We start from the raw sequence: 25,561 nt of genomic DNA on the forward strand, positions 1-25,561 counted from the left end.
GGCGCTCAGCCCTCCGCGGTTTCGGGGTCGTCGAGGAGGACGAGGTCCTCCTCCGTCACCATGCGCGTGGACAGCGCGTGCTCCACGAGTCGCGACTTGCGGTTGCTCGCGAGCTTGCCCGGGCCGCCGTGCAGGCCGCGGATCCCGGCGTCGGCGAGCTTCTGGCAGACGTTGTCGAGCTTGCGGTTGAACTTCGTGACCTTCCAGCCCAGACGCTCCGCGGCCACGGCGGAGGACGGGATCGTCCCCTGGCCGGCGCCGTCGCGCCGCAGGAAGTCCTCGCACAGCGCGACGACGAGCAGCTTCTGGTCGGGGGTGAAGGCGACCCGCCCCACGGTGGTCTCGCCGCCCTGCTGCGGCAGCAGCACCTCGTGGTCGACGGACGTGAAGCTGGGGTTGCCGACGAGGACGTCGAAGTCGTAGGTCGTCGGTCCGGCGGTGAACCACACGGTGACCCGCTCGAAGGCGAGCGGGATGCGGGCGCCGGGGTTGAGCCAGGCCTGGAAGAGGCCCTTCTTGTCGGCGACGGTCGCCGTGAGGGTCGAGCCGATGTTGGTCAGCCACCACCAGCCGCCCTCGTGGGTGATCTGCAGGAAGTGGCGGTGGAGGAAGGGGTTGTCGTCGATCTCGACGTCGCCCTCGCGGCCGATCGTCAGCGTCCCCTCCCGCGGTGCCTCGTGGACCTCTCCGCAGAAGTCCACCGTCACGACGCTGTCACTCATCAGCTACCTGCCTCCTCGCACTGGACCGCCGACCACCCTGAGGTCTGCGTCCCGCCACCCCGGACGACCTGCACCATGCCACACTGCCGCACCCCCGGGGAGATCGTCTGCTCGTACTCCGTCTGGCCACGTGGGACCGGCGTCCCATCTCCCGTGATGGCGTCGGGGGCACCACCGGTCTTGATCCTGAAGTAGTCGCCCTCCCGCAGGCCCTCGTAGTCCATCGTCCACGTGAGCTGGTTGCCCTCGACGCTCACCTTGAGCGTGGGCCGCCCCGACAGGGCGCCGCCGGGGGTCTCGGCCCCGGTGCTCGTGGACGAGCTGACCTCCTCGCCGTCGCGGGTGACCCACAGGACGCCCCCGATGATGCCGATGACGAGGAGCACCCCGACGATGCTGGCGACGAAGGGGATCAAGCCCACCTCGATCCCCTTCGACGGCGGCTCGGGCGCCGCGGGCTGGCCCGGCGGCGGGACACGACCTGACATCCCACTCATTCCTTGTCCACGCACTTGACGTCGCTCCACGGGGTCCGCACCTCGTCAGGCTCCTCGCCGCGCCGCGCCTGTGCCTGACCGCACAGCTGGTCGGCCGTGCCGAACTCCTGGGAGAAGGTCCCCGTTCCGTCCGCGATCTGCTGCACCCCGTAGGCGGTCGCCCGGTCGAGGTCGCCACGTTCGGGCGCCATCCGGACGAAGTACTTGTCGCCGTCCTCGTAGCCGTCGACCGACATGACGAAGACGGCGCTGGACCCCTCCTGCTTCAGGTCGGCGGTGGGGACCGTCGCCCCGAGGGACCCGTCACCGGTGCTGCCCGAGGTGCCACCGGTGGTCTGCTCCCCACCACCGTCGCCGGTCACGGCGATCGTGGTGCCGATGACGCCGGCGAGCACGACGACGGCGGCCGCCACGGCCGCCACCGGCACCCACCGCCGACGTGTGGATGGTGGCGGCTGCGGGCCCGGGGACTGCGTCGGCCGGGGCCCGGAGGCCTGCGGCGGGCGCGGTCTCGAAGCCTGCGGCGGGCCGGCGTGGCCGGGTCGCGGGGCACTGCGCTGCGACGGCCGCGGGCCGGAGACCGTGGGAGGCGGCGGGCCGCCCGTCGCCCGGGCCGCGACGCCCTCGGCGATGGGCACCGGGCCGGTCCCGCCGATCGTGCGTCCGCCGCTCAGCTGGCCGCCGATGACCGGCTGGCCCAGCGGGGGCGGGGGCGCGCCCGGCACGGGTCGCGGACCGCCGCCCGACCCCGAGCCGGAGTTCGCGCGCAGCTGGGTGCGGTCGGGTGAGTCGGCGTGGCTCGCGCCGGAGTCCCCGGAGTGGCCGAGCTCGTCGAGGACGACGATCGCCGTGCGCGAAAAGCGCTCGTCCTGCTCGATCGCCTGCAGGCTGCGGGCGAACTCGATGGCGCTCGCCGGCCGGGCGAGGGGGTTCTTGCTCATCGCCTGCGCCAGCAGTCGCTCGAGCGACTGCGGCACGTCGGCCCGACCCGTCGTCGGCGGCGGGTTGGAGCGGATGCGTGGCATGAGCGCATAGGCGGAGTTGTCCCCTCCCGGCACCTCGAAGGGCGAGCGCCCGACGAGCAGCTGCCACAGGGTGGCCGAGAGCGAGTAGACGTCGGCCCGCGCGTCGCCGTTGCTCTGCCCGAAGAGCACCTCGGGCGGGGCCCACGGGATGGAGACGCCGATGTCGTCGTCGAGCTCCTCGAGCGCACCACCGCGACCGGCGATGCCGAAGTCGGTCAGGCCCGGCGAGCCGTACTGGCTGACGAGCACGTTGGCCGGCTTGATGTCGCGGTGGATGACGCCCGCCCGGTGGGCCGTCTCGACAGCGCTCGAGAGCTGGATCCCGGTGCGCAGCACCTCCTCGACGGAGAAGCGCGCCGCCCGCGCCCGCTGGGCGAGGTTGGGCGGCGGGTAGTACTTCATGATGAGGTACGGCCGGCCGTCGTCGCTGGTGTCCGAGCGGAAGACCTGGACGATGTAGGGGTGGTCGGCGAGCTGGGCCATGGTGTTGGCCTCGTCGATGAACTGCTGCTGGATCGCCTGGGTCAGGCCCTCGGTCTTGAGCACCTTGACCGCGACCTTCATCCGCGGCATCTGCTGCTCGTAGAGGAAGACGTCGGCATAGCCGCCCGACCCGAGGGGCTGGACGTAGTCCAGCCCGGGCAGCTCCGGAGGAAGTGCGCTGCTCACTCAGGCATCATCCCGTGACCTCGAAGACCATCGAGACCTGGTCGGCGAGGGTGATCGTCGTGCCCGGCTCGATCGTCTGCTGGTCACCCGGGCGCACGCGCACCGGCGAGGACCCCGGCAGGGCGACGGTCGTGCCGTTGGTCGAGCCGAGGTCGCGGACGAGCACGTGCCAGCCGTCGAGGACGATCTCGACGTGGTTGCGAGAGATCTCGTTGTCCGGGCTGGAGATCCGCACCAGGTGCGGGGCGCGGGCGCCGCTCGCCTCGGCCGACGCGCGGGGCGCGCGGCCGATGAGCACCCCGCGGTCGAGAGTCACGACGTCTCCGGTGGACAGGCGCAGCAGGCCGAGCGCGGGGCGAGGCGTCTGCTCGGGCGTCTGGGACGGCAGGTCCTGGCCGCACACGCGGCAGCGGGTCGCGTGCGGGGCGTTGTGGTGGCCGAGCGAGCACCGGACCGCGAGGACCATCGGACCGCTCGGGATCTCACCGGTGTCGACGCCGACCTCCTCGGGCGCCGCCCCTGCCGGGACCGGCTCGGCAGCTCCGTGGTCGGGGGTCGGCAGCGGCGGCAGTCCGCCGGGCATGCCGGGGGCTGCGGCCCCGCCACCCCACGGGACGGCGGAGATGACGCCACCGTCGTCGGCGGCAGGCTCGGCTGCGGACGAAGGGGGTGCCGCCTCCGTCGTCGGGGCGGCCACCGGAGTGCTCGTCGGCACGCGCGAGCCGACGAGGTGACCGTCGGCGAACTGCGGACGCACGACGCCGGGCTCGTGGCCGGAGGCGTCGTCGCGGGCCGCCTGGACCCGCGAGGGGCCGGACCCGGCGAAGGGCTGCGGGGCCGGGGTGTCCCCCCGGCCGGTCGAGGCGCCGACGACCTCGGGACGGTTGTCGACCGCAGGGTCCTCGGCAGCTGCCGGGGCCTCGGGGGCCGCAGCAGCCGGCTCCTGCGGGGGCACCGCCGGCCCGTCCGCCATCGGCTGCTCGGGCGACCAGCCGGCATCGCCGTGGTCGTCCTGCTGCGCGGGCGCGCTGCCGGGCATGGGCGGCAACCCGCCCGGGAGGGCCCCCACGGTCGGCCCCTGCGGGCGCGCGGGAGCCGGGGCCTCGTCTTCCTCCGTGGGCGGGGCGAGGGTCGCGTTGGCAGGGTTGTCCTGCGCCTGGAAGCCACCGGCGGCCGCCACGGGACCGGAGTCGATGGACTCCTGCGCCTCCTCCTCCTCGAGACCGGCGAGCAGCGAGCTGCGGTGGCTGTGGGTGTTGCCGAAGAGGAAGTCGAAGCTCGGCAGCTCCTCCTCGTCGTCGCCACGCGCGGCGGCAGGGGCCGGTGCTCCCGGGGCCTCACCGGCCGGGGTGTCTTCGCCTGGGGTGTCACTGGGCGCGGCCACCGGGGCGGGTTCGGCCGGCGCGGCCTCCGGCTCGCTGATCTCCTGCGGCATCGGTGCGGGTGTCTCAACGACCTCGCCGGCCTCGACCGGCTGCTGGTCGGTGGGGGCGGTGGGTGCCGGGTCCCGGGCAGGCTGGCCACTGGAGTCCGGCCCGGGCGCGGGGTCGGGGACGACCGACAGCTGCGGCCGACCGGTCGCCGCCCCCGAGGCGCCAGGGGCGCCGCCGAAGACCGAGGGCACCGCCCAGCCGGTCGGCTGGGCAGCCGGCGGCTCCGCGGCGACGGGCTCCTCGGCGGCCGGCTCCGGGGCCGGCTCCTCCTCGGGCGCGAGTGCCCCGGCCTCCGCCGGCTCCGACGGCGTCGGCTCGGCGTCGGTGGCCTCGGGGTGGGCCACCTGAGGGCTCATCGGATCGGCGGGGGTGTCTTCCGTGGCCCCCGAGGCCTCGGCAACCTCCGGCTCGGCGGCTCCGGACTCGGCCGCGGGCTCGGGCTCGCCCGTGACGAGCACGACCTCGCCGTCGAGGACGGCGTCCTCGTCGGCCCACGGGCCGCGGGCAGGAGCGAGGAACTCGCGGGTCGAGCCGTCGGCGGCGACGACCTGCACCGAGGCGGTGCCGCGCACGAGGACTCGACTGGAGGCCTGGTCGACGACGGCGAAGTCCGGGGTCCGTCGGACCCCGCCAGAGCTCAGCTCGTCGGTGACGACGTCGGCGAGCCCGTCACCGTCGGCCGCGTCGAGCGCGGCGCCGATGCGCTCGGCGAGGGCGGCGTCCCCCTTCGCCAGGACGGCCACCCCGTCGCGGGTGACCTCGACCCAGCCGTCTCGACCCTCGATCCTGCTCTGCATGGTCACTTCTCCTCGCTGACGATCTCTCGCGGGGTGGTGTCGTCACCCGGCTGCCGCGGGCTCGTCTCCGACAGGTCGTCCCCGACGTCGCCGTCGAGGTTGACGACGACGACGGTCACATTGTCCCTGCCCCCGGCCTCGACCGCGGCGCGGACGAGCTCCTCGGCCGCGACCTGGGGGTCGGGGCACTGCTGCAGGATCTCACGCAACCGCTCGTCGGTGATCTCGTTGGTCAGGCCGTCGCTGCAGATGACGAAGCGCTCACCGGCGTAGGGCGGCAGGACCCAGACGTCGGAGTGGTAGGCGTAGTCGGTGCCCAGGGAGCGGGTGACGACGTTGCGGGCCGGGTGCACCCGGGCCTCCTCGGCGGTGATGACGCCGGCGTCGACGAGCTCCTGCACCTCGGAGTGGTCGACGGTCACCTGGCTGAGGGTCCCGTCGATCCACCGGTAGACCCGTGAGTCGCCGACGTTGAAGACGGCCCAGTGGTCGGACCCGCCGGCGGTGACGAGCACGATCCCGGTGGCGGTCGTGCCCATGCCGCGCTGCTCGGGGTGCGACGCGACCCCCTCGAGGATGCGCTCGTTGGCCACGAGCAGCTGGCGGGTGACGTCGTCGGAGGTCAGCTCGCCACGCGTGACGAGCTCCCGCATCGTCTCGACGGCGATGCCGCTCGCGACCTCGCCGGCCGCGTGTCCGCCCATGCCGTCGGCGACGACGAAGATCCCGCCCTCGGCCAGCGCCGAGTCCTCGTTGTGGTCACGGACCCGCCCGGTGTCGGTCGCGGCTCCCACACGGAGCATCAGGCCGGGGCGTTCGTCAGGGTGCGCCACCGCAGTCACTTCGTGACCCGGATGGTCTGCAGGATCTGCTGCACCTCAGCATAGGCGCTCTGCGCGTCGCCGCCCCCCACCGACCCCGTGGCCTGCACGAGGTCGACGATCCGACCCCGGCGCGACCCGGCGAAGAGGTGGATCTGCACGATCGTCCCGATCTCGGGGTCGGTCCACGAGACGTTGACGCCGAGGAAGGGGACCTCACCGAGGGTCAGTTCGAAGGGCTCGTCGACGTGGCCGTCCTGCTGGTCGCTGACGAAGCCCCGCAACTCCTGCAGGGCGTGCCGCATGGTGAAGTCGGCGGTGCGCTGGAAGCCGCGGACGACGACATTGGGTGCGAAGCCCTGGTCGCTGTCGATGCGCCGACAGGACAGCAGGGTCCCTCCGACGCGCACGGGCGCCCAGGTCTCGGGTACGTCGACGGTGACCCCGGGGGGTCCCGGGAAGACCTCGCTGGGGTACTTCAGCTCTGGCATGGGTAAGAGTCCTACCTCACGGGTTGACGCGGACGGAGTCCACGATGGCGTCAATGGTCGCGTAGTCCTGCTCTCGTCGCGAGCCGGCGTACGACCCGGTCACCTGGACGACGTCGAAGACGTCGTTCTGCTGCTGCGCGGTGAACCAGTGGACCTGGCCGACGGTCCCGGCCTGGTCGTCGACGAAGGCCAGGTCGGCACCGAGCCACTCGCGGCCACCGACGGACAGCTGCTTGAGGGCCCCGACCCGACCGTCGCGACGCTGCTGTGCGTACTGGGTCAGCTCGGCGTGGATCTCGTCGGGCCCGAAGGGGGCGAGCCGCTGGTAGAAGCGGACGACGACGTTGGCCAGGAAGTGGTCGGCGCCCTGCGCGTCGTCACGGATGGCGATGAGCGTGTCGGGGGCCCAGACCTGGGTCCATCCCTCGGGCATGTCGAGGCTCACCGGCGGCGGGCCGGGGACGACCTCGCTCGGGTAGCTGATGCGGGTCATGCTGCTCTCCTGTGGTCATGAGGGCGGCGGGGCTGCGGCCCAGCCTGCCATCTCGGTCGAAGGGGGGTCACCACCAGTTGCCGGGGTTGATCGGTGAGTCCGCGAGCGCCTGACCGGCGTCGGCCAGGCCGTCGACGATCTCGTTGGGGGAGATCGACACGTCGAAGGACAGCGACCCACCGACGCCGAGGGTCGCGCCGATGTCGGCGGAGATGCTGATCTCCTCCATGGAGACCTCGGCGCCGACGTCGGCCTCGACGCCGATGCCGTAGGACAGCGACCCGGAGACCCCGACATCGGCGGGACCGAGGTCCTGGCTCACGCCGCCCTCGATGCTGCCGCCGGCGAAGGCCTCGAAGCCGGCCTCCACCTGGGCGCCGGCCGGGCCGATCTGCCCGCTGGCGCCGGCCTCGGCCTCCGCGCCGATGTAGCCCTCGGCGTTGGCCGTCGTCCCATGGTCGTTGCCCCAGTGGGCCTCGCCACGGGCCAGGTAGGCACCGGCCTCGGCGTTGGCCTCGACATAGGCACCGCGGGTCGCGTCGACGCCCATCGAGCCCTGGCTCTCGGCGTTGTAGGACAGGACCTCGCCGCTGGCGCCGGTCTGGTCGTCGCCGACGTGCCCACCGGCGACCCGGTCGCTCACCCCGGCGTCCCACAGGTCCTGCTCGACGATCGGCTCGCTCTGGACCTCGTCGAGGACGGCCTGGGTGGTCGCGAGGCCCTCGTGGTCGAAGGAGCGCTCGTGCGACCAGGACTCGCCCCACTCACCTCGTCCGGCGGTGCTCCGCGTGCTCTCGCGGGTGGTCTCCCACCCGCCGTCGTGCTCGGTCGTGCGGATGTCGGTGTGCGTGTCGCCGAAGATGCCCTGGCTGTCGCGCCAGGTGCCGTCCGCCCCCTCCTGCCAGGTCCGGCCGGTGAGCGGGTCGTAGTGGTGGAGGTTGCCGTGTTCGTCGCGGTTGGTCCGAACGCCCATCGACCCCGGGTCACGCTCGAAGATGTCGTAGCCGCTCGGGCGGTCGTAGGTGCGCCGCGGGCCGTCCTGGCCGGCACCGTCCCCGACCGTGCCGGCGCCGCGCGACCCGCCCGCCCCCGGTCCACCGCTCCCGCCGGCCCCCGAGGCCCGGTCCTGGTCCTCGGCCTGGCGCTCCAGCCCGGTGGCGAGCGCACGGAGGGTCTCGCTCGCGGCGCCGATCTGCTTGGCGGCGTCGGAGGTCCAGCGCACGACGAGCTCCTGCCCGTCGTCACCGAGCCAGTGCTCGCGCAGGCGCTCGGCACTCGCATTGCCCTCGCCGAGGACGTCCGTGAGGGCCTGGACCTCGCCCCGCAGCTGACCCGCGATCTGGCGGACGCGGCCCGAGTCCATGCCGTGCTGGACGCTCATGTGTCTCTCCCCTGATGGCCCCGCGGGCCTCGAGTGCGGTCAGCACCCCAACCTAGGCAGGTCCGGTCGGGGAGGACATGGGGAGCACTCCCCCCTTCGCCCGGCAGGCGTCAGGAGCGCTGCGCCCACCACTGCCGCAGCCGCTCCTGGGCGGCCTCGGCGCCGATCGGCCCCTCGTCGAGCCGCACCTGGAGCAGGTAGCGGTAGGCCTCGCCGAGGACCGGGCCCGGCTCGATCCCCAAGACCGCGGCGATCTGGTTGCCGTCGAGCTCGGGGCGCACCTTGTCCAGCTCCTCCTGCTCGCGCAGGACGGTGATCCGCTCCTCGAGGTCGTCGTAGGCGCGGCGCAGGCGGGTGGCCTTGCGCTGGTTGCGCGTCGTGCAGTCGGCGCGGGTCAGGCGGTGCAGCCGCTCGAGCAGCGGGCCGGCGTCGGTGACGTAGCGCCGGACCGCGGAGTCGGTCCACTGGCCCTCGCCGTAGCCGTGGAAGCGCAGGTGCAGCTCGACGAGACGGGCCACGGCCTTGGTCGTGTCCTTGTCGAAGCGCAGCGCCTTCATCCGCTTGGCCGTGAGCTTGGCACCCACGACGTCGTGGTGGTGGAAGGAGACGCCGCCCCCCGCCTCGAAGCGCCGGGTGCGCGGCTTGCCGATGTCGTGCAGCAGCGCCGCCAGGCGCAGCACGAGGTCCGGTGCCGGCACCGGGTGGTCGGGGTCGGCGTCGGGGCCCGACAGCGGGGGCCCCTCGAGGTCGATCGCCTGCTGCAGCACGGTGAGCGAGTGCTCGTAGACGTCCTTGTGCCGGTGGTGCTCGTCGATCTCCAGGCGAAGGGCGGGCAGCTCCGGCAGCACCTGCTCGGCGAGCCCGGTGTCGACGAGGACCCGCAGACCGGCCACCGGGTCGTCCGCGAGGAGGAGCTTGACGAGCTCGTCACGCACCCGCTCGGCCGAGACGATCTCGAGGGTGCCGGCCGCCGCGGTCATCGCCTCGAGCACCTCGGGAGCCGGGACGACCCCGAGCTGGGCGACGAAGCGCGCCGCCCGCATCATCCGCAGCGGGTCGTCGCTGAAGGAGACCTCGGGAGTCGACGGCGTGCGCAGCCGACCGGCGGCGAGGTCGAGCATGCCCCCGTGCGGGTCGACGAGCTCGAGGTCGGGCAGCCGCAGCGCCATGGCGTTGACGGTGAAGTCGCGGCGCACGAGGTCGTCCTCGAGGTTGTCGCCGAAGGCGACGACCGGCTTGCGGGTCACCCCGTCGTAGGCGTCGGCGCGGTAGGTCGTCACCTCGACCGTGTCCGACCCCTTGCGGGCGCCGATGGTGCCGAACTCGCGCCCCATGTCCCAGTGCGCGTCGCCCCAGTCGGCGAGGATCGCCTCGGTCTGCTCCGGGGAGGCGGAGGTCGTGAAGTCGAGGTCACCGCTGGTGCGTCCGAGGAAGGCGTCACGGACCGGGCCGCCGACGAGGGCCAGGTCATAACCCCCCTTCGCAAAGCGCTCACCCAGGTCGGTGAGCAGCGGCACCGTCGGGGCCAGGTGGGCCACGGCGGCACGCAGGATCTCCGGGGGCAGGTCGGGGGACATGGGGCCCAAGGTTACGTGGGCACCGTCCCCCGACCCGACATCACAGCACCGGGGCGTTGGGCAGGCAGCGCAGGGTGCCCGAGCCGTCGGCCTTGAGCGCGCGCTTGGTGATGTCGATGAAGTCGATCGCGCACGTACTGGTTGACATAGGTGCCGTGGACGAGGACCACGGGGTTCTCCCCCGCCCGGGGGGTGCACCCCAGCCGGACGCCCTGCGGCTGGGCGTCGTCGTCGACGCGGTCCGTCCTCATTGACGGGCCTACCAGACAGTAGTCAGGGACGGACGGTTCGTGCAGTGCAGGACATGGGACGTTCGGCACCCGGGAGGCACCCGAGGTCGCATGGCTACAGTGACCACATGAGTCACCCCGCTCCCACCTCCGGACCGCAGCGCCGTCTGCCCGCGGTCGAGGAGCGCAGCGCGGGCGGGGTGGTCGTCGACGTCCACGAGGGCGAGGCACGGATTGCCGTCATCGCCCGACGCAACCGGGCCGGTCGTCTCGAGTGGTGCCTGCCCAAGGGGCACATCGAGGGCGAGGAGACGCTCGTCGAGACCGCTGCCCGCGAGGTCGCCGAGGAGACCGGCATCGAGGCGCGGGTCCTCGTCGAGCTCGGGACCATCGACTATTGGTTCGCCACCCCCGACCGGCGCATCCACAAGTTCGTCCACCACTACCTGCTCGAGGCCATCGGCGGGTACCTGACGATCGACAACGACCCCGACCACGAGGCCGTCGACGTCGCCTGGCTTCCCCTGCGCGAGGCGCACCGGCACCTGACCTTCCCCAACGAACGACGCATCGCGAGGGAGGCGTGGCAGCGGCTCGCCGGCGACGCCTGAGCGCGGGCATCGCGGGCCTGCTGCTCGCCCTGCTCGTCGCACTCCCCGTCGCTGCCGCACCCGCCGTCGCCCCCGCCGCTCCGGGCGATGCCCGGATCACGATCACCTCGATCACCCCGGTCGTCGACGGCGACGGCACCGCCACCGTCCGTGGCCGGGTGAGCAACACCGGCAGCGAGACCCTCGACGGGCCGCGGGTCGCCGTGGTCCCCCGGGAGGCCGGCTCCGGCCGGTCCGACATCGCGGAGTGGGCGAAGGGGGAGACCCCCGTCTCCGGGACGGCGCTCGCCGAGACGACCCTCGACGACGTGCCGGCCGGTGGCTCGGCGACCTTCACCCTGCAGGTCGACGGCACCGACCTGCTGCCGGGCACCTCCGCCGGCGCCGCCTGGGTGAGCATCCAGACCGATGCGCGCGCCGTGCACACCTTCATCGGGGTGCACCGGACCAAGGAGTACGAACCGCTCGACCTGCTCTGGGGCGTCCCGCTCCTCCTGCCCGCCGACCGCCGCCTGTGGAGCACCGGACGCGACGACCGGACCCGGGCCTGGCAGGAGACCCTCGGCGAGGACTCGCGGCTGGCTGCGCTCACCGCCGAGGAGCCCGCCGACGACGAGTTCTGGCTCGTCGACCCCTCCCTGCTCGACGTGCCCGCGACCGGTGGTGACGTCCAGGACGCCGAGCGGGACGTGCGAAGGGAGTTCGCCGCCACCCTGCGCGAGCGGATCGTCGGCTCGCGGACCCTCGTGCTCGCTGACGCCGACGCCGACGTCGCCGCGGGCGCCGAGTCCGAGCCCGCGGGGCGCCTCGTCTCGGCCCGGCTCGCCGACGGCGCCCGGGTCGCGCAGGCCCTCGGGGCACGCAGCGACGTGCTCTGGCCGGCCGACGGGCTGGCCACCGGCGAGCGCGCCGAGGCCCTGCACGAGCTGCGGCCCGGCGGCGTCGACCCGACGCTGCTCGTCCCGAGCACGAGCCTGGAGCCGTCGGGCTTCACCCCGACGGGTGGCGAGCGCACCTCCGCCGGGAGCCCGGTCGTCGTGCGCGACGGGCCGCTGTCCCAGGTCGTCGAGGGCCTGGCCTCCGACGCCGACGTGACCCTGGCCCGCCAGCAGCTCGTCGCCGAGACCGCGGCCGTGCTTGGCGAGCGCCCCGGCACCCCCCGCACCGTCGTCATCGTCCCCGACCGGGGCAGCACCCCCTCGGCGACGGCCTGGCAGGAGCTGCGCGACAGCACCGACGACATCCCGTGGCTCGGTGGCGGCGACCTGCGGTCGACGCTCGACCACGCCCGGGACGCCGAGGCCTCGCAGACGCCGCGCACGCGCGGCCAGATCGCCGACGCGACCCGGCCCGCGGCGACTCCCGGCCCGATGCTCGCCGAGAGCCGCGCCCAGCGACTGCTGCGCGACGCCCGGTCGATGGCCACCTTCGCCTCGGTGCGCTCCGACGGCACCGGCTGGCGGTCGCAGATGCAGACCTCGCTCCAGCAGCTGACGTCGACGCGGTGGCGGGGCAATGGCTACGGCTTCATCCGGATGCACGACGAGATCGAGCAGGAGGTGACCCTCGCCCGGGACGACCTCGTCGTCTCGTCGGGCGACGTCAACTTCTTCGCCGACACGGGTCGACTGCAGATCACCGTCGTCAACAACACCGACGTCCAGCTGTCCAACCTCGCCGTCCGCCTCACCCCCGGCAACCACTCGTTGCGCATCGACGAGCAGCCCGAACCCGTGACCATCGGGCCCGGCGGGCGGCAGACCGTCACCGTGCAGGCCTCCGCCCTGGCGGCCGGGCAGGTCCCGGTCGACGTCGCGGTGACCACGCCCGGAGGGCGCGAGATCGCCGCACCGGCTTCCCTCCAGGTCAAGGTCCGGCCCACGGGGGACTCGATCTACTGGGTCATCGGCGGCGCGGCCGCGCTCCTGCTCGCGGCAGGCACGTGGCGTACCGTGCGGGGCGGCCGTCGCGCACGGGCGGCCGCGCCCGAGACCACGGACCCCGAGGGGACATGACGCATGAGCGAGGCCGCGACCCCGCAGGAGGACCTCGGCGACGACGCCGAGCACCGCTCCGGCCCTGACATCGGCCGGTCCAGCGCGATCATGGCCTCGGGCACCCTCTTCTCCCGGGTGCTCGGCTTCGCCCGCAACAGCCTCACGGCCTATGTCGTCGGCCTGACGATCATCGCCGCCGACGCGTGGAATGCCGCCAACACGCTGCCCAACATCTTCCACCTGCTCATCGCCGGTGGCGTGCTCAATGCCGTCATCGTCCCCCAGATCACCCGGGCGATGCGCGACGCCGACGGCGGGACGACCTACATCAACCGGCTGCTCACGCTGTCGGTGACGGCCTTGGCCGTCATCACCCTGCTGCTCATGCTCGCGGCGCCGCTGCTCGTCTCGCTCGTCGTCTCGAGCAGCTGGCCGCCCGAGGCACGCACCCTGGCGACCGCCTTCGCCGTGCTGTGCCTGCCACAGGTCTTCTTCTACGGGCTCTACACGTTGCTCGGCCAGGTCCTCACGGCCCACCACAAGTTCGGGGCCTTCATGTGGTCACCGGCGCTGGCCAACCTCGTCGCCATCGGTGGCCTGCTGTGGTTCGTCCTCACCGACCAGACCCGCCAGGGCTCCGTCGACGAGTGGACCCCCACGATGATCGCCGTGCTCGGCGGGTCGGCGACCGTCTCGATCGCCCTGCAGGCCTTCGCGCTCGTCCCGGCCCTGCGCAGCACCGGCCTGCGCTTCCGCCCGGTCTGGGGGCTGCGCGGCAGTGGCCTGCGCGGGGCCTCGCGGATGGCGATGTGGGCCTTCGCCGCCGTCGTCGTCGGGCAGGGCGCCTACCTCGTCAACTCCCGGGTGCTCACGGGCGCCCTGCACGCCGCCGATGCCCAGGGCGTCGAGGGAGCCGGCCTGACCGCCTACGCCAACGCCTTCCTGCTCTTCATGCTGCCGCACGGCATCATCACCGTCTCCCTCGTCACCGCCCTCTTCACCCGGATCTCGCACGCCGCGCACGACGGCGACACGCGAGCGGTGGCCGCCGACCTGCGCCGCGGCCTGACGCTGCCCGGCTCGATCCTGCTGCCGGGGACCGCGGCGATCCTCCTCGTCTCCCCGTGGCTGCTCGCGGCCGTCCTCCCGGGCACCCCGCGCGACCAGACGGACGCCTCCGTCGGTGTCCTCGTCGCCATGATGATCGGGCTCGTGCCCTACGGCTGGTTCTTCCTCGTGCAGCGCGCGTTCTACGCCTACGAGGACGGCCGCACCCCCTTCGTCCTGCAGCTCGTCCTCACCGGGGTCGCCCTGACCTTCACCTTCGTCGGCAGCATCAGCGCCCCGGTCCACGCCGCCACCTGGGTCGGGCTCGGGCAGACCGTCTCCAACCTCGCCGCCGCGATCATCGGCCTGTGGCTGCTGCGTGGCCGGCTCGGGTCGTTGGGGCTGGCCCGCGTGGTCCGGCAGTTCGTGCGCATGGGCATCGCGACCGCGCTCGGGACCCTCGTGGGCTGGGGCGTGCTGCGCGGCCTGCTGGTCGTGGTCGACGGCGGCACCTGGGTCGGTGCCCTCGCCATCACCGCCCTCGTGGGCGTCGTCGTCGTCGCCGTGGCACTGGCGGTCTCCCTCCGCCTGCGGGTGGAGGAGGTCGCCGAGCTCCTCGCCCCGCTGACGCGGCGCCTGCGACGTGGCTGACGCGCCCCCGGACCCGGCTCCCCGGATGGGCCGCCGGGTGGACCTAGGATGGCGCGGCAGGCACACACCGACGAGAGGGGCAGCGTGCACGGGGTGAACCCGGGGACGGAGCTCGGTCGCTACACCGTCGAGACGCGGATCGAGGAGATCCCCGGCGGCGAGCGCTGGGCGGCGCGCGACACGACGCTCGACCGAGACGTGACGCTCGTCGTCATGCCCAGCGACGCAGACTCGACCGCTGCCGCACTCGACGCGGCCCGGCGGGCCGCCGGTGTCGAGGCGGCCCAGCTGGTGCGCATCCTCGACGTCGGCAGCGAGGACGGGCTGTCCTTCATCGCCGAAGACGCCGTGGGCGACGCGACGACCTACACCGAGGCCATCGGCACCGACGGGCTGCCCGCCGAGGAGGTCCGCCGGATCACCGGCGAGGTCGCCACGGGCATCGAGGCCGCCAGGGCCCGAGGCCTGCACCACCTGGCTCTGACCCCCGACCTGGTGCTCCTCACCGGCGACGGCCGGGTCAAGGTCCAGGGGCTGGCCACCGCCGCCGCCCTCGCCGGCATCGAGACCGAGGGTGAGGAGGCCGACCGCGACGACGCGACCGGCGTCGTGGCCCTGGCCTATGCCGGCCTCACCGGCACCTGGCCGCTCGATCGGCCCAGCGGACTGCCCAGCGCCACCCGCGACGGCAGCGGACCGCCACCCCCTTCGCGCGTGGCGGTCGGGGTCCCCGGTGACCTCGACACGATCTGCCGCGAGACGCTCGGCGAGGGCACCGGTCCGGACTCACCCGGTGACTACGCCGCCCAGATCGCCCCCTGGTCGCGCATCCCGCTCGCCGGGGCCCTGCGCACCGCGCCGTCCGCTGCCGACGAGACCACGCAGACCGTGCCGACAGGCTCCCGGTCCGACACCGAGACTCCCGACGAAGCGGGTGGCACGGGTGCCGCCGTCGCCGGTGGGGCGGTCGCCGGCGGCGCCGCCGTGGCGTCCGCTGCCGACGGCGACGAGACGACGGCCATCCCGCGCGAGAGCGACGACGAGGTGACCCGCGAGATCAAGCTCCGTCAGCGCGAGGGAGTCACCGCCACGATCACCCGGGGCGACGAGACGCCGGCCGGGCGCAGCCAGCGCAGCCGGGCCGCCCGCGACGACGACAGCACGCAGCGACTGCCCCGAGAGCGCTCCCGCGACGAGGGCTCCCGCGACGAGAGCGCCCACGGCCGCCGGACCGCGGCGGCCGCCGCAGCTGCTGCTGCCGCCGCCGGCGCCGTCGGCACCGGGGGCAAGGTCCTCGGCGACCGACTCGGCAAGGCGGCCAAGACGGCTGGTGGCCGCTCCCGCGAGGCCATCCACGACGCCCGGGCCCGCCGCGAGGCCATCCGGGCCGACCAGCGCACCCGCAGCTCTCTCGGCTCGGCGCCGACGACCGCCGAGGTCGAGGCCCCGGCACCGCTGCTGCCGGCCGAGGCGGGCGCACCGCCGAGCCGCCGCCAGGCCAACCTCGTGCTCGTGGTCATGGCGGGCTTCGTCGCGCTCGCCTGCCTCTTCGGCGGGATCGGCGCCTCGCGGATCGGCTCCGGCTCCGACCTGGGCCGCATCCTCGGTGGTGACGAGACCACCGCGGTCGCCACGAGCGAGGACACCGGCGGCTCGGGCAGCTCCTCGGGTGGTGGCGAGCCGCTCGCCATCGCCAATGCCGCCGGCTACGACCCGGCCCCGGGTGACGGGGTCGAGCACAATGCCGAGGCACCGCGCGTCTACGACGGCAACCCCGACACCACCTGGACGACCGAGGGCTACGGCAGCGAGGCCTTCGGCGGCGTCAAGCAGGGCGTCGGCATCACCGTCGACCTGGGCCAGTCCCAGTCGATCAGCTCGGTGACCCTGCAGCTGCCGACGAGCGCCCAGGCCACCGTCTTCGCCGGCGAGCAGCCGGCCAACTCCGGTACCGAGGTCGGCCGCACCCAGGGCCGCACCGGCGAGGTGGAGCTGCAGCCCTCCTCGGCGGTCAACGGCCGCTACGTCACGGTGTGGTTCACCTCCCTGACCCCGAGCGACGACGGACGCTACCGCGCGGCGCTCGGCGAGATCACCGTCCGCTGAGGGGCCACCAGATGAGCGACGCATCCCTCGCCGAGATCGACGACCGGCTGCTCATGCGCCGGCACGTCGAGGGCGATGCCGAAGCCTTCGGTGAGATCTACCGCCGCCACCGCGATCGCATGTGGGCCGTGGCGGTCGGCGTGTGCGGCGACCGCGAGATCGCGGCCGAGGCCGTCCAGGAGGGCTTCGTCTCCGCCTTCCGACGGGCCGGCTCCTACCGCGGTGACGCCGCGGTCACCACGTGGCTGCACCGCATCGTCGTCAACGCCTGCATCGACCTGACCCGCAAGGTCCGCCCCACGAGCGAGCTCACCGACGAGGTCATCGCGTCGGTGCCCCCGGCCGCCGACGCGACGGGCAAGGTCGACACCCGGCTGGCGGTGCACGAGGCGCTCACCCGCCTGTCCGACGAGCACCGGGTCGCGCTCGTGCTCGTCGACATGCACGGGCTCCCCGTGGCCGAGGCCGCGCAGATCCTCGACATCCCCACGGGCACGGTCAAGTCCCGCTGCTCGCGGGGCCGTGAGGCCCTCGGCAAGATCCTCGCGGCCGCAGGTGTGGGCGTCGACGGAACCTCAGGCGCCGCTGCCTCGTCAGACACAACAGGCCACCAGACAGACGAAGGGAGGCGGCCATGATCCAGGACCAGGACCCCACCGGGATGCGTCACCTCCTCGCCTCCCTCCGGGAGAGCGGGCCGATGCCCGACGACCTGGCCGAGCGCATCCGCGCCACGCTCGCGGACGAGCAGGCCGCCCGCACCGATCCCGACCGTGCGGGCGCGCCCGACGAGGACTCCCTGGCCGAGGACGAGGGCTCCGGCTTCTGGAGCACGATGAGCGAGCCCGACGGTCCCCGCCGGCGCCGCTCGGTCGCCCCGTGGATCCTCGGTGCCGCTGCGGCGACGGTCGTCGCGCTGGGCGTGGGCGGGTTGATGCTCTCGCAGAGCGGATCCGACGAGGCCGGCAGCGCCGGAGACGCCGCGCCGATGCAGTCCACGACCCAGAGCTCGGCCACCGAGAGCTCGGCGGCCGCGGACGGCAGCGAAGCTGGGGGTGAGGTCCCGGCCTTCTCGATCACCGCCAGCGGCACCGACTACACGCGCTCGTCGCTGGGGTCCGAGGCGGCCACGCTGCTCGAGGACCCGACGCAGGCCCCCGAGCCCAAGAACGACAAGGTCCTCGGCACCCTGACGACCGCGGCCGGGGCGACGGACTGCCTCACCCGCCTGGGTCAGCCACAGCTACAGGCCGTCGTCATCGACGTGGCGACCTTCGAGGGCAAGGACGGGTTGCTGCTCATCGCGCAGACCCCGCCCGACGGCGAGGCCCGGGCCTGGGCGATCACCTCCGGGTGCGAGCCGATCTGGCCCGACTCGGTCGCCGTCCCGCAGTAGCCCGACCCGCGGGCGGGTCGGCGGCCGGTGCGGTGATCCCCCTTCGTCGTGCAGTGGACGACCATGGAACAGACCGCGCCTACGATGACGTTGTCACCTCAGACCGACTTCACCCGACCCCAAGGACTCACCCCGTGGCCGACGCCAGCACCGACATCCGCAATGTCATCATCATCGGTTCCGGCCCCGCGGGATACACCGCGGCCGTCTACGCCGCCCGCGCCAACCTCGAGCCGTTGATGTTCGAGGGGTCCGTCACCGCCGGCGGCGCCCTGATGAACACGACCGACGTCGAGAACTTCCCCGGCTTCACCGAGGGCATCATGGGCCCCGACCTCATGCTCAACATGCGCGCCCAGGCCGAGCGCTTCGGCACCGAGATCGTCACCGACGACGTGACCGCGGTCGAGCTCACCGGCCCGGTCAAGGTGGTCACCGACGGTGAGGGCAACACCCACCGGGCCCGCGCCGTCATCCTCGCGATGGGGTCGGCCTACCGCGAGCTCGGTCTCCCCGACGAGAAGCGCCTGTCCGGGCACGGCGTCAGCTGGTGCGCGACGTGCGACGGCTTCTTCTTCCGTGAGCAGGACATCGTCGTCGTCGGCGGCGGGGACTCCGCCGTCGAGGAGGCCACCTTCCTGACGAAGTTCGCCCGTTCGGTGACCATCGTCCACCGCCGCGACGAGCTGCGCGCCAGCAAGATCATGGCCGACCGTGCCCACTCCAACGACAAGATCCACTTCGCGTGGAACTCCGAGGTCGCCGCGATCCACGGCGACGACAAGGTCACCGGCCTGACCCTGCGCGACACCGTCACCGGCGAGACCCGCGAGATCGAGGCCACCGGGCTCTTCGTGGCCATCGGCCACGACCCGCGCAACGAGCTCGTCCAGGGCGTCGTCGACCTCGACGACGAGGGCTACGTGCTCACCGAGGGCCGGTCCTCCCGGACCAACCTCGACGGCGTCTTCGCCGCCGGTGACCTCGTCGACCACACCTATCGTCAGGCGATCACGGCCGCCGGCTCCGGCTGCGCAGCCGCGCTCGACGCCGAGCGCTGGCTCGCGGCCCACGAGGAGGCTGCGGCTCCCGCCGTGGACCAGGCCCTGACCGCCCAGGACAACCCCGTCGCCGGCACCGTCGGCGCCCGCTGAGCGGTCCTGCCGCACCGACCCCCAGACCACACCCACCGAGAGAGAAGGACCCCCATGGCCACCTCCCCCACCACCGACGCCACCTTCGACCAGGACGTCCTCAAGAGCGACACCCCGGTCCTCGTCGACTTCTGGGCCACCTGGTGCGGCCCGTGCCGCGCTGTCGCCCCCGTCCTCGAGGAGCTGTCCGGTCAGTACGACGGCAAGCTGAAGATCGTCAAGCTCGACACCGACGCCAACCCGCAGATCACGGCGCGCTACGGCATCACGTCGATCCCGACGATGCACGTCTTCAAGGACGGCGAGATCGTCAAGACCCTCGTGGGCGCCATGCCCAAGCCCAAGCTGGTCAAGGAGCTCGAGCCCTTCGTCGGCTGAGTTTGCTTGGGGCACAACGAGATTCGTCTCGTTGACCATGTGAGAGGGCCCCACGGTGATGTCACCGTGGGGCCCTCTCGCATGTCGGGGTCCAGCTCAGCCGTCGACGTCCTCGGAGGCCACGCCCATCTGACCGAGGACGCGATGCAGATCCTCCATCGAGGCGAACTCGATCGTCATCCGGCCCTTGCGCTGCCCGAGGTTGATCTTGACCCGGGTGTCCAGGCGGTCACTCACCCGACCGGCGAGGTCGTCGAGCTGGGGGTGGTGGCGACCGGCGCGCGGAGCCGTCCGCCGCTCCTTCTCCGGGGCCAGGCCCAGAGCGACGATCTCCTCGACGCTGCGCACGGACAGGCCCTCGGCGACGATGCGCTGCGCCAGCCGCTCCATCTGCTCCCCGTCGTCGAGGGTGAGGAGCGCTCGCGCGTGACCAGCGCTGAGCACACCCGCCGCCACGCGGCGAGCCACCATCGGCGGCAGCCGCAGCAGGCGCAGCGTGTTGGAGATCTGCGGCCGCGACCGGCCGATGCGGCCGGCGAGCTCTTCCTTGGTGCAGCCGAAGTCGTCGAGGAGCTGCTGGTAGGCGGCCGCCTCCTCCAGGGGGTTGAGGTTGCTGCGGTGGAGGTTTTCGAGGAGCGCGTCACGCAGGAGGTCGTCGTCCTCGGTGGCCTTGACGATCGCCGGGATGCTCTCGCGCTCCGCGGCTCTGCTGGCACGCCAGCGACGCTCACCCATGATGAGCTCGAAGTCGGCGCCGTCGTCACCATCGGTCACCCGGCGCACGACGATCGGCTGCAGGACCCCGATCTCCCGGATCGAGTGGACCAGCTCGCTCATGTCGTCCTCGTCGAAGACGGTGCGCGGCTGGCGTGGGTTGGGCCGGATCGCGTCGAGCGGGATCTCCGCGAAGCTGGCGCCGGGGACGGGCGCGAGGCCGTCGCCGGGGTCGTCCGTCGTGGCCGTGGTGCCCGGAGCCTCGTCGGCGGTCGAGGGGCCGCTCACCGAGCCCTCAGTACCCGTCTCGGGCGAGACGTCCATGGTCACGGCGTCATGGTCCGCGGGGACCGGGGTGGCCGGCGCCTGGGCGGTCGCCTCGGCGATCTTGCCGGCGACGGTGTTGGGCAGGGCAGTGGGCCGCTCCTGGTCACGGAAGAAGACGTCCACCGGTCGCTCTGCAGACCGGCCGGTGGCCCCCGAGTCAGGGATCAGGGCGCCGAGGCCACGTCCGAGTCCGCGTCGCTTGTCACTCATGCGTTGTCCTTCTGCTCTGCGCCGCGGCGGGCGATCTCGGTGGCCGCGTCGGTATAGGACCGGGCGCCCGTGCTCTGGGGGTCGTAGGTGATGACCGTCTGCCCGTGACTTGGCGCCTCGGAGACGCGAACGGATCGGGGGACGGTGGAGCTGAGGACCTGCTCGGGGAAGTGCTCGCGCACCTCCTGGGCGACCTGGGCGGACAGCCGGGTGCGGCCGTCGTACATGGTCAGCAGGATCGTCGACACGTGCAACGCCGGGTTGAGGTGCGTGCGGATGAGGTCGATGTTCTTCAGCAGCTGGCTCAGGCCCTCGAGGGCGTAGTACTCGCACTGGATCGGGATGAGCACCTCACGCGCGGCCACGAAGGCGTTGACCGTGAGCAGCCCGAGACTCGGCGGGCAGTCAATGAGTACGTAGTCGATACGAGGATCCCCGGCCTCCTCACGCTCGGCCATCCACGCCGCGATGGCCTTGGTCAGACGGCTCTCGCGGGCGACGAGGGAGACCAGCTCGATCTCCGCACCGGCGAGGTCGATCGTCGCGGGGACGCACCAGAGGTTGTCGACGTCGGGGCAGGCCTGCATGACCTCGGAGATCGGTGTGCCGTCGACGAGCACGTCGTAGATGCTCGGCACCTCGGCGTGGTGCTCGATGTTGAGCGCGGTGCTGGCGTTGCCCTGGGGGTCGGTGTCGATGAGCAGGACCTGCAGCCCCGCGTCAGCCAGAGCCGCTGCGATGTTCACCGCGGTCGTCGTCTTGCCGACCCCACCCTTCTGGTTGGACACCGTGATGATGCGCGGCTGCGGGGGGCGGGGCAGCGCCGTGGTGACACGTGGTGCCGTGGACGAGCCGTCGACGACCTCCGGTTGGCTGGTCGTGGGGTCCACTGGACACTCCTCGTCATCGTTGGCCTCGTGGACCCTGTCATCCGGTACCAGCGTGCCGACGGTGCTCGCGTCGGGTGTCTCGGGCACGGTCTCCGAGGGCGCTGGGTGCACTCCGAGCCAGCCGATCGGTGCGGTGTCGGTGGGAACCCCGAGGGTCGGCCACCCGATACCCGGGATGACGGCGCGTGGTGTGGTCACCGAGACATTCCTCCTCAGGGGACTGCGAGCCCAGCCATACAACCCCAGACCGGGACGACACGCCAAACGGGGAGCGGGCTGTGGACAAGTGGGGGGCATTTCGGGGGTTTTCCACCGAATCAGTCGTGTTGTCCACAGAATCAGTGGACAACTGGATGGGTGTTCACGGCCGGGCGCAGGAGTTCATCGAGGGATGGCACACCCATTGCCGGATGCGTTTCACGTGAAACGCGCGGCCGTCAGGAGCGCGCGCCTCAGGTCCGCGCGATCCCGACGGTGCAGTCGACCGTGAGCGTGGGGGTGGGGAGGACGTCCGCGCCGTGCTCGGTGATCGTGGTTGCGGTGACACCCAGTCGCCGCAGCACCTTGGTCGCCTTGTCGATCTCGGCCGAGGCCGACTGTCCCTTCATCGCCACGAGCCGCCCGCCGGGAGCCACCATCGGGCAGCACCAGCGCGCCAGCTTGTCGAGGGCCGCCACCGCACGCGCGGTGACATACGGAGCGGACAGGACCCCGTGGAACTCCTCGGCGCGACCCCGGTGCACCGTGACGTTGTCCAGGCCGATGGCCTCGGTCGCGGCACCCAACCACTCCGTGCGCCGTTGCATCGGCTCGACCAGGTGCACGTCGAGGTCGGGTCGGGCGATGGCCAAGGCGAGGCCCGGAAGGCCCGCTCCCGAGCCGACGTCGATGACCTTCCCCCCCTCGGTGAAGGCGTCCTCGATGACGGCGCAGTTGAGGATGTGCCGCTCCCACAGGATCGGGAGCTCGCGCGGACCGATGAGTCCGTGACTCACGCCCGTGTCCGCGAGCACTGCGGCGAATGTCTCGGCACGAGGAAGGCGCCCGCCGAAGAATCGGCGGGCGCCTTCGGGTGCCTCGGGGATGTCGATCGTCATGCCCCTAGCGTTTCACGTGAAACGGGATGCTCACACCTCGGATGCATCGGGCTCGGCCTCGCCCGTGGTCTCCGCCACGGACTCCCCGTCGACAGGCTCGGCGCTCTCGCCAGCGGCAGGGGCCACCTGTGCGGGGTGAACGACGACGAATCGTCGCGGCTCGGTGCCGGAGGAGTCCGACGCGAGGCCCGCGGCGAGCACCTCGTCGTGGACGACCTTGCGCTCGAAGGCACTCATCGGCTCGAGGTCGACCGAGTCGCCGGAGGTCTTGACCTCCTCGATCGCGGTGCGGGCGATCTCGACGAGCTCGGCCCGACGGGCTGCGCGGTGACCGGCGACGTCGAGCATCAAGCGGCTGCGGTCACCGGTGGCCGACTGCACGGCCAGGCGCGTCAGCTCCTGCAGTGCCTCGAGCACCTTGCCGTCCTGCCCGACGAGGCGGCGTGGCACGCGGCCCTCGTCGGAGTCGACGATGGCCACGGCGGCGCGGTCGCCGTCGATGTCCAGGTCGATGTCGCCGTCGAGGTCAGCGATGTCGAGAAGCGTCTCGAGGAAGTCGGCAGCGACCTCCCCTTCGCGCTCCAGGAGCTGGCGTCGGTTCTTCTTCGGGGCCGGCGCCTGCTCTGCGGGCGCGTCGGCCTGGTCCTCGACGACCTCGGTCGTCAGGTTGTCGCTCATGGTCTCTCCTGCGTGTGGCGGTCGACGGGCCCGGACCTCCGGGCCCATCGGGGGTCAGTTGTCGGTCCGGGGGCGATCTTCGTCCACCGCGGAGCTCGAGCCGGACTTCGGCGGCGGGCCGCCCTTCTTCTTGGCCCGCTTCTTCGAGGTCGGCTGCTGGCGCTGCCCGGAGATGACGCCCTTGGCCTCCAACTCCTGGGCCATCTCGGCGTCGTGCTTGCGCTCGCGCGTCTCCTCCGGGGTGTCGATCGACTTCCCGGCCTTGCGGCGGCGGTCCTGCATGGCCTTCTCAGCCGCGGAGCCCGGGGCCGGCATGCGCCGGATCACGTAGAACTGCTGGCACATGGTCCACACGTTGGTCGTGAACCAGTAGATGAGCACACCGATCGGGAAGTACACGCCAGAGACGGCGAAGATGATCGGGAAGAGGTACAGCATCATCTTCTGCTGCTGCGCGAAGGGCCCCTCGAGAGCCGCCGCGGGCATGTTCTTGCGCATCAGCTGGTACTGCGTGGTGAAGGTCGTCAGCGACATGAGGATGATCAGCGTGATCGTCACGACCTTGACGCTGATCCCGCCCCCGGTCCCGAGGAATTGCGCGGACAGCTGGGCGCCGAAGATCGACGAGGACTCCGCCTGGGCGGCCACCTGCTGGGTGATCGGGCCGATGCCGGCCTTGGCGCCGGAGCCGATCTCGTCGAGGCTGTTCAGGACGCGGAAGAGGCCGAAGAAGAAGGGCATCTGCACGAAGATCGGCAGACACGAGGAGAAGGGGTTGGTGCCGCTGTCCTTGTACAGCGCCATCGTCTCCTCGGTCATCTTCTGCCGGGAGTCGGGGTCGGTCTTGCCCTTGTACTTCGCCTGGATCTTCTGCATCTCGGGCTGGATGAGCTGCATCTTGCGCGAGGCGTGGATCTGCTTGACGAAGAGCGGGATGAGCGCCGCCCGCATGACGATCACGAGACCGACGATGGACAGGGTCCAGGTCCAGCCGCCGGCCTCGGGCAGCCCGATCGCCGTGAGCGCCCCGTGCCACAGATACATGATCCAGGCGACGAGCCACTCGAAGGGGTACATGATGTCGCTGAAGCTCACGTGGTGAACGTCCTTCGGTCGGTGGCGTCGGTGCCGACGCCGTCGTCGTGGCCCTCGACATCGGCGAAGCGCGGCTTGGCCAGGTCAGGCGATCCGCGCTGCGCCCAGGTCTCGGGCACGTGGTCGATGCCCCCGGCGGACCAGGGGTTGCACCGCACGATGCGGTGCACGGTCAGGTAGCCGCCTCGCACCAACCCGAAGCGCCGCAGGGCGGTCAGCCCGTAGGCGGAGCAGCTGGGGAAGTAGCGGCAGGACTGCGGCAGCAGCGGAGACACGAGCACCTGGTAGCCGCGAACGAGCCAGATGAGGGGCTGGGCGAGGAGAGTCATCTCGCCCGCTCAACGAGCACCGAGCGCAGACAGTGCCGAAGGGCGGCGCCCAGCTCGTGCGAGTCGGCGTCGGCGGCCGCGGGGTTGGCCCGGATCACGACGTCGGTGCCGGGCGGCAGGTCCGTCAGGAGCGGTGCCACCTGGGCCCGCAGCCTGCGCTTGACCCGGGTGCGGGTCACCGCATTGCCCACGGCCGTGGACACGACGAGACCGACGCGCGGGGAGTCGTCCCCCCGGGCGTCGGTCTGGGTCGCGTCCGCCACTCGGGCGTGGACCACGAGCAACGAGGAGCCCTGGCGTCGAGCGCCGCGGCCCCGGATCGTCGTCGCGAAGTCCCTACGCTCCGTCAGGCGGTGCCGCGTGGGCAGCACCGGGCGGCTCGTCAGGCAGAGATCTTCGAGCGGCCCTTGGCGCGGCGGTTGCTGAGGATGGCCCGGCCGGCGCGGGTGCGCATGCGCAGACGGAAACCGTGCGTCTTGGCGCGGCGACGGTTGTTGGGCTGGAAGGTGCGCTTGCTCATGGCGGTCTCCGATGATCAGTGGGCCCAGGGCCCGGTGCTGAGGTCTGGTGGGCGGCTTCGGCCGCGATCGGAAACCCACGTCCGGCGCCGAAAGAGTCCCGAGCGAGATCGTGGGCATGCGAAAGCGGCCGACAGGCCGACGTCCACGGTACGGGACGCCTCTGCGCGGGGTCAAACCATGACCGGGGTCCTCGCGCACGCGACGAAACCGAGCACGATGCCAAC

General features: G+C 72.5%; 25 protein-coding genes. 8 read left to right on the forward strand and 17 right to left on the reverse strand.

Annotated elements, in window-relative coordinates:
- Positions 1–5: 5 nt before the first annotated feature.
- From H7A72_RS16410 to H7A72_RS16450, 9 genes are all read right to left on the reverse strand, one after another.
- Complete coding sequence (locus H7A72_RS16410) at positions 6–722, reverse strand: hypothetical protein (RefSeq protein WP_072626018.1); 717 nt, start codon at positions 720–722, stop codon at positions 6–8.
- The gene (locus H7A72_RS16415; RefSeq protein WP_084451030.1) at positions 722–1,210 is read right to left on the reverse strand and encodes a hypothetical protein; all 489 of its coding nucleotides are present in this window, start codon (positions 1,208–1,210) and stop codon (positions 722–724) included. Before H7A72_RS16415 ends, H7A72_RS16410 begins: the two co-directional genes overlap by 1 nt.
- A 5-nt stretch (positions 1,211–1,215) precedes the next feature.
- A complete protein-coding gene (locus H7A72_RS16840; protein WP_223277699.1) occupies positions 1,216–2,913 on the reverse strand; it encodes a serine/threonine-protein kinase in 1,698 nt (565 codons plus the stop codon).
- A gap of 7 nt (positions 2,914–2,920) precedes the next feature.
- The gene (locus tag H7A72_RS16425; RefSeq protein ID WP_185221185.1) at positions 2,921–5,143 is read right to left on the reverse strand and encodes an FHA domain-containing protein; all 2,223 of its coding nucleotides are present in this window, start codon (positions 5,141–5,143) and stop codon (positions 2,921–2,923) included.
- 2 nt (positions 5,144–5,145) lie between these two features.
- Positions 5,146–5,946 carry a PP2C family serine/threonine-protein phosphatase gene (locus H7A72_RS16430; RefSeq protein ID WP_084451026.1) on the reverse strand — a complete coding sequence of 267 codons (801 nt, stop codon included), beginning with the start codon at positions 5,944–5,946 and terminating at the stop codon, positions 5,146–5,148.
- A gap of 35 nt (positions 5,947–5,981) precedes the next feature.
- The gene (locus H7A72_RS16435) at positions 5,982–6,455 is read right to left on the reverse strand and encodes a hypothetical protein (protein ID WP_072626022.1); all 474 of its coding nucleotides are present in this window, start codon (positions 6,453–6,455) and stop codon (positions 5,982–5,984) included.
- Between the two features lie 16 nt (positions 6,456–6,471).
- Positions 6,472–6,948, reverse strand: a complete 477-nt coding sequence (locus H7A72_RS16440; protein ID WP_185221186.1) for a hypothetical protein — start codon at positions 6,946–6,948, stop codon at positions 6,472–6,474.
- Between the two features lie 67 nt (positions 6,949–7,015).
- Positions 7,016–8,329 carry a hypothetical protein gene (locus tag H7A72_RS16445; protein ID WP_185221187.1) on the reverse strand — a complete coding sequence of 438 codons (1,314 nt, stop codon included), beginning with the start codon at positions 8,327–8,329 and terminating at the stop codon, positions 7,016–7,018.
- 110 nt (positions 8,330–8,439) lie between these two features.
- Positions 8,440–9,906, reverse strand: a complete 1,467-nt coding sequence (locus tag H7A72_RS16450; protein ID WP_185221188.1) for a CCA tRNA nucleotidyltransferase — start codon at positions 9,904–9,906, stop codon at positions 8,440–8,442.
- A 358-nt stretch (positions 9,907–10,264) separates the two neighbouring features.
- On the opposite strand from H7A72_RS16450, the gene H7A72_RS16455 reads away from it, so the two are divergent.
- The 8 genes from H7A72_RS16455 to trxA all read left to right on the forward strand — a co-directional run bounded on the left by H7A72_RS16455 (position 10,265) and on the right by trxA (position 19,476).
- Complete coding sequence (locus tag H7A72_RS16455) at positions 10,265–10,747, forward strand: NUDIX hydrolase (protein ID WP_072626027.1); 483 nt, start codon at positions 10,265–10,267, stop codon at positions 10,745–10,747.
- Positions 10,720–12,762, forward strand: coding sequence for a DUF6049 family protein (locus tag H7A72_RS16460; RefSeq protein ID WP_185221189.1), 2,043 nt, complete (start codon positions 10,720–10,722; stop codon positions 12,760–12,762). The genes H7A72_RS16455 and H7A72_RS16460 overlap by 28 nt, the downstream gene beginning before the upstream one ends.
- A 3-nt stretch (positions 12,763–12,765) precedes the next feature.
- Positions 12,766–14,442 (forward strand): murein biosynthesis integral membrane protein MurJ, encoded by a 1,677-nt coding sequence (gene murJ / locus H7A72_RS16465; protein ID WP_185221190.1) that lies wholly within the window; start codon positions 12,766–12,768, stop codon positions 14,440–14,442.
- A gap of 93 nt (positions 14,443–14,535) precedes the next feature.
- Positions 14,536–16,548 (forward strand): hypothetical protein, encoded by a 2,013-nt coding sequence (locus tag H7A72_RS16470; protein WP_185221191.1) that lies wholly within the window; start codon positions 14,536–14,538, stop codon positions 16,546–16,548.
- An 11-nt stretch (positions 16,549–16,559) separates the two neighbouring features.
- Positions 16,560–17,186: an RNA polymerase sigma factor SigM gene (gene sigM, locus H7A72_RS16475; RefSeq protein ID WP_072626030.1), complete on the forward strand. Its 627-nt coding sequence runs from the start codon at positions 16,560–16,562 to the stop codon at positions 17,184–17,186.
- On the forward strand, positions 17,183–17,944 hold the full coding sequence (locus H7A72_RS16480; RefSeq protein WP_185221192.1) for a hypothetical protein: 762 nt from the start codon (positions 17,183–17,185) through the stop codon (positions 17,942–17,944). The genes sigM and H7A72_RS16480 overlap by 4 nt, the downstream gene beginning before the upstream one ends.
- Before the next feature lie 134 nt (positions 17,945–18,078).
- On the forward strand, positions 18,079–19,098 hold the full coding sequence (gene trxB, locus H7A72_RS16485) for a thioredoxin-disulfide reductase (protein ID WP_185221193.1): 1,020 nt from the start codon (positions 18,079–18,081) through the stop codon (positions 19,096–19,098).
- 54 nt (positions 19,099–19,152) lie between these two features.
- Complete coding sequence (gene trxA, locus H7A72_RS16490) at positions 19,153–19,476, forward strand: thioredoxin (RefSeq protein ID WP_084451009.1); 324 nt, start codon at positions 19,153–19,155, stop codon at positions 19,474–19,476.
- 96 nt (positions 19,477–19,572) lie between these two features.
- Here trxA and H7A72_RS16495 read toward each other — a convergent pair whose 3' ends face one another.
- The 8 genes from H7A72_RS16495 to rpmH all read right to left on the reverse strand — a co-directional run bounded on the left by H7A72_RS16495 (position 19,573) and on the right by rpmH (position 25,336).
- On the reverse strand, positions 19,573–20,727 hold the full coding sequence (locus H7A72_RS16495) for a ParB/RepB/Spo0J family partition protein (protein ID WP_185221194.1): 1,155 nt from the start codon (positions 20,725–20,727) through the stop codon (positions 19,573–19,575).
- Positions 20,724–21,815: a ParA family protein gene (locus H7A72_RS16500; protein ID WP_305066837.1), complete on the reverse strand. Its 1,092-nt coding sequence runs from the start codon at positions 21,813–21,815 to the stop codon at positions 20,724–20,726. The genes H7A72_RS16495 and H7A72_RS16500 overlap by 4 nt, the downstream gene beginning before the upstream one ends.
- Before the next feature lie 254 nt (positions 21,816–22,069).
- A complete protein-coding gene (rsmG, locus tag H7A72_RS16505; protein ID WP_185221196.1) occupies positions 22,070–22,714 on the reverse strand; it encodes a 16S rRNA (guanine(527)-N(7))-methyltransferase RsmG in 645 nt (214 codons plus the stop codon).
- 30 nt (positions 22,715–22,744) lie between these two features.
- Positions 22,745–23,392 carry a R3H domain-containing nucleic acid-binding protein gene (locus H7A72_RS16510; RefSeq protein ID WP_223277700.1) on the reverse strand — a complete coding sequence of 216 codons (648 nt, stop codon included), beginning with the start codon at positions 23,390–23,392 and terminating at the stop codon, positions 22,745–22,747.
- Positions 23,393–23,446: 54 nt separating this feature from the next.
- Positions 23,447–24,487 carry a membrane protein insertase YidC gene (yidC, locus tag H7A72_RS16515; protein WP_185221197.1) on the reverse strand — a complete coding sequence of 347 codons (1,041 nt, stop codon included), beginning with the start codon at positions 24,485–24,487 and terminating at the stop codon, positions 23,447–23,449.
- Positions 24,484–24,816: a membrane protein insertion efficiency factor YidD gene (gene yidD / locus H7A72_RS16520; RefSeq protein ID WP_185221198.1), complete on the reverse strand. Its 333-nt coding sequence runs from the start codon at positions 24,814–24,816 to the stop codon at positions 24,484–24,486. Before yidD ends, yidC begins: the two co-directional genes overlap by 4 nt.
- On the reverse strand, positions 24,813–25,187 hold the full coding sequence (gene rnpA, locus H7A72_RS16525) for a ribonuclease P protein component (RefSeq protein WP_084450999.1): 375 nt from the start codon (positions 25,185–25,187) through the stop codon (positions 24,813–24,815). The genes yidD and rnpA overlap by 4 nt, the downstream gene beginning before the upstream one ends.
- A gap of 11 nt (positions 25,188–25,198) precedes the next feature.
- Positions 25,199–25,336 (reverse strand): 50S ribosomal protein L34, encoded by a 138-nt coding sequence (gene rpmH / locus H7A72_RS16530; protein WP_072626039.1) that lies wholly within the window; start codon positions 25,334–25,336, stop codon positions 25,199–25,201.
- Between the last annotated feature and the right edge of the window lie 225 nt (positions 25,337–25,561).

The sequence above is a fragment of the Janibacter sp. YB324 genome (assembly GCF_014217915.1).
Lineage (GTDB): Bacteria > Actinomycetota > Actinomycetes > Actinomycetales > Dermatophilaceae > Janibacter > Janibacter indicus.

Excerpts from the sequence above, each read along its gene's own strand:
- H7A72_RS16410 (WP_072626018.1), bottom strand. The coding sequence starts at position 722 with ATGAGTGACAGCGTCGTGACGGTGGACTTCTGCGGAGAGGTCCACGAG.
- H7A72_RS16415 (WP_084451030.1), bottom strand. The coding sequence starts at position 1,210 with ATGTCAGGTCGTGTCCCGCCGCCGGGCCAGCCCGCGGCGCCCGAGCCG.
- H7A72_RS16425 (WP_185221185.1), bottom strand. The coding sequence starts at position 5,143 with ATGCAGAGCAGGATCGAGGGTCGAGACGGCTGGGTCGAGGTCACCCGC.
- H7A72_RS16430 (WP_084451026.1), bottom strand. The coding sequence starts at position 5,946 with ATGCTCCGTGTGGGAGCCGCGACCGACACCGGGCGGGTCCGTGACCAC.
- H7A72_RS16435 (WP_072626022.1), bottom strand. The coding sequence starts at position 6,455 with ATGCCAGAGCTGAAGTACCCCAGCGAGGTCTTCCCGGGACCCCCCGGG.
- H7A72_RS16440 (WP_185221186.1), bottom strand. The coding sequence starts at position 6,948 with ATGACCCGCATCAGCTACCCGAGCGAGGTCGTCCCCGGCCCGCCGCCG.
- H7A72_RS16445 (WP_185221187.1), bottom strand. The coding sequence starts at position 8,329 with ATGAGCGTCCAGCACGGCATGGACTCGGGCCGCGTCCGCCAGATCGCG.
- H7A72_RS16450 (WP_185221188.1), bottom strand. The coding sequence starts at position 9,906 with ATGTCCCCCGACCTGCCCCCGGAGATCCTGCGTGCCGCCGTGGCCCAC.
- H7A72_RS16455 (WP_072626027.1), top strand. The coding sequence starts at position 10,265 with ATGAGTCACCCCGCTCCCACCTCCGGACCGCAGCGCCGTCTGCCCGCG.
- murJ (WP_185221190.1), top strand. The coding sequence starts at position 12,766 with ATGAGCGAGGCCGCGACCCCGCAGGAGGACCTCGGCGACGACGCCGAG.
- sigM (WP_072626030.1), top strand. The coding sequence starts at position 16,560 with ATGAGCGACGCATCCCTCGCCGAGATCGACGACCGGCTGCTCATGCGC.
- H7A72_RS16480 (WP_185221192.1), top strand. The coding sequence starts at position 17,183 with ATGATCCAGGACCAGGACCCCACCGGGATGCGTCACCTCCTCGCCTCC.
- trxA (WP_084451009.1), top strand. The coding sequence starts at position 19,153 with ATGGCCACCTCCCCCACCACCGACGCCACCTTCGACCAGGACGTCCTC.
- H7A72_RS16495 (WP_185221194.1), bottom strand. The coding sequence starts at position 20,727 with ATGAGTGACAAGCGACGCGGACTCGGACGTGGCCTCGGCGCCCTGATC.
- rsmG (WP_185221196.1), bottom strand. The coding sequence starts at position 22,714 with ATGACGATCGACATCCCCGAGGCACCCGAAGGCGCCCGCCGATTCTTC.
- H7A72_RS16510 (WP_223277700.1), bottom strand. The coding sequence starts at position 23,392 with ATGAGCGACAACCTGACGACCGAGGTCGTCGAGGACCAGGCCGACGCG.
- yidD (WP_185221198.1), bottom strand. The coding sequence starts at position 24,816 with ATGACTCTCCTCGCCCAGCCCCTCATCTGGCTCGTTCGCGGCTACCAG.
- rpmH (WP_072626039.1), bottom strand. The coding sequence starts at position 25,336 with ATGAGCAAGCGCACCTTCCAGCCCAACAACCGTCGCCGCGCCAAGACG.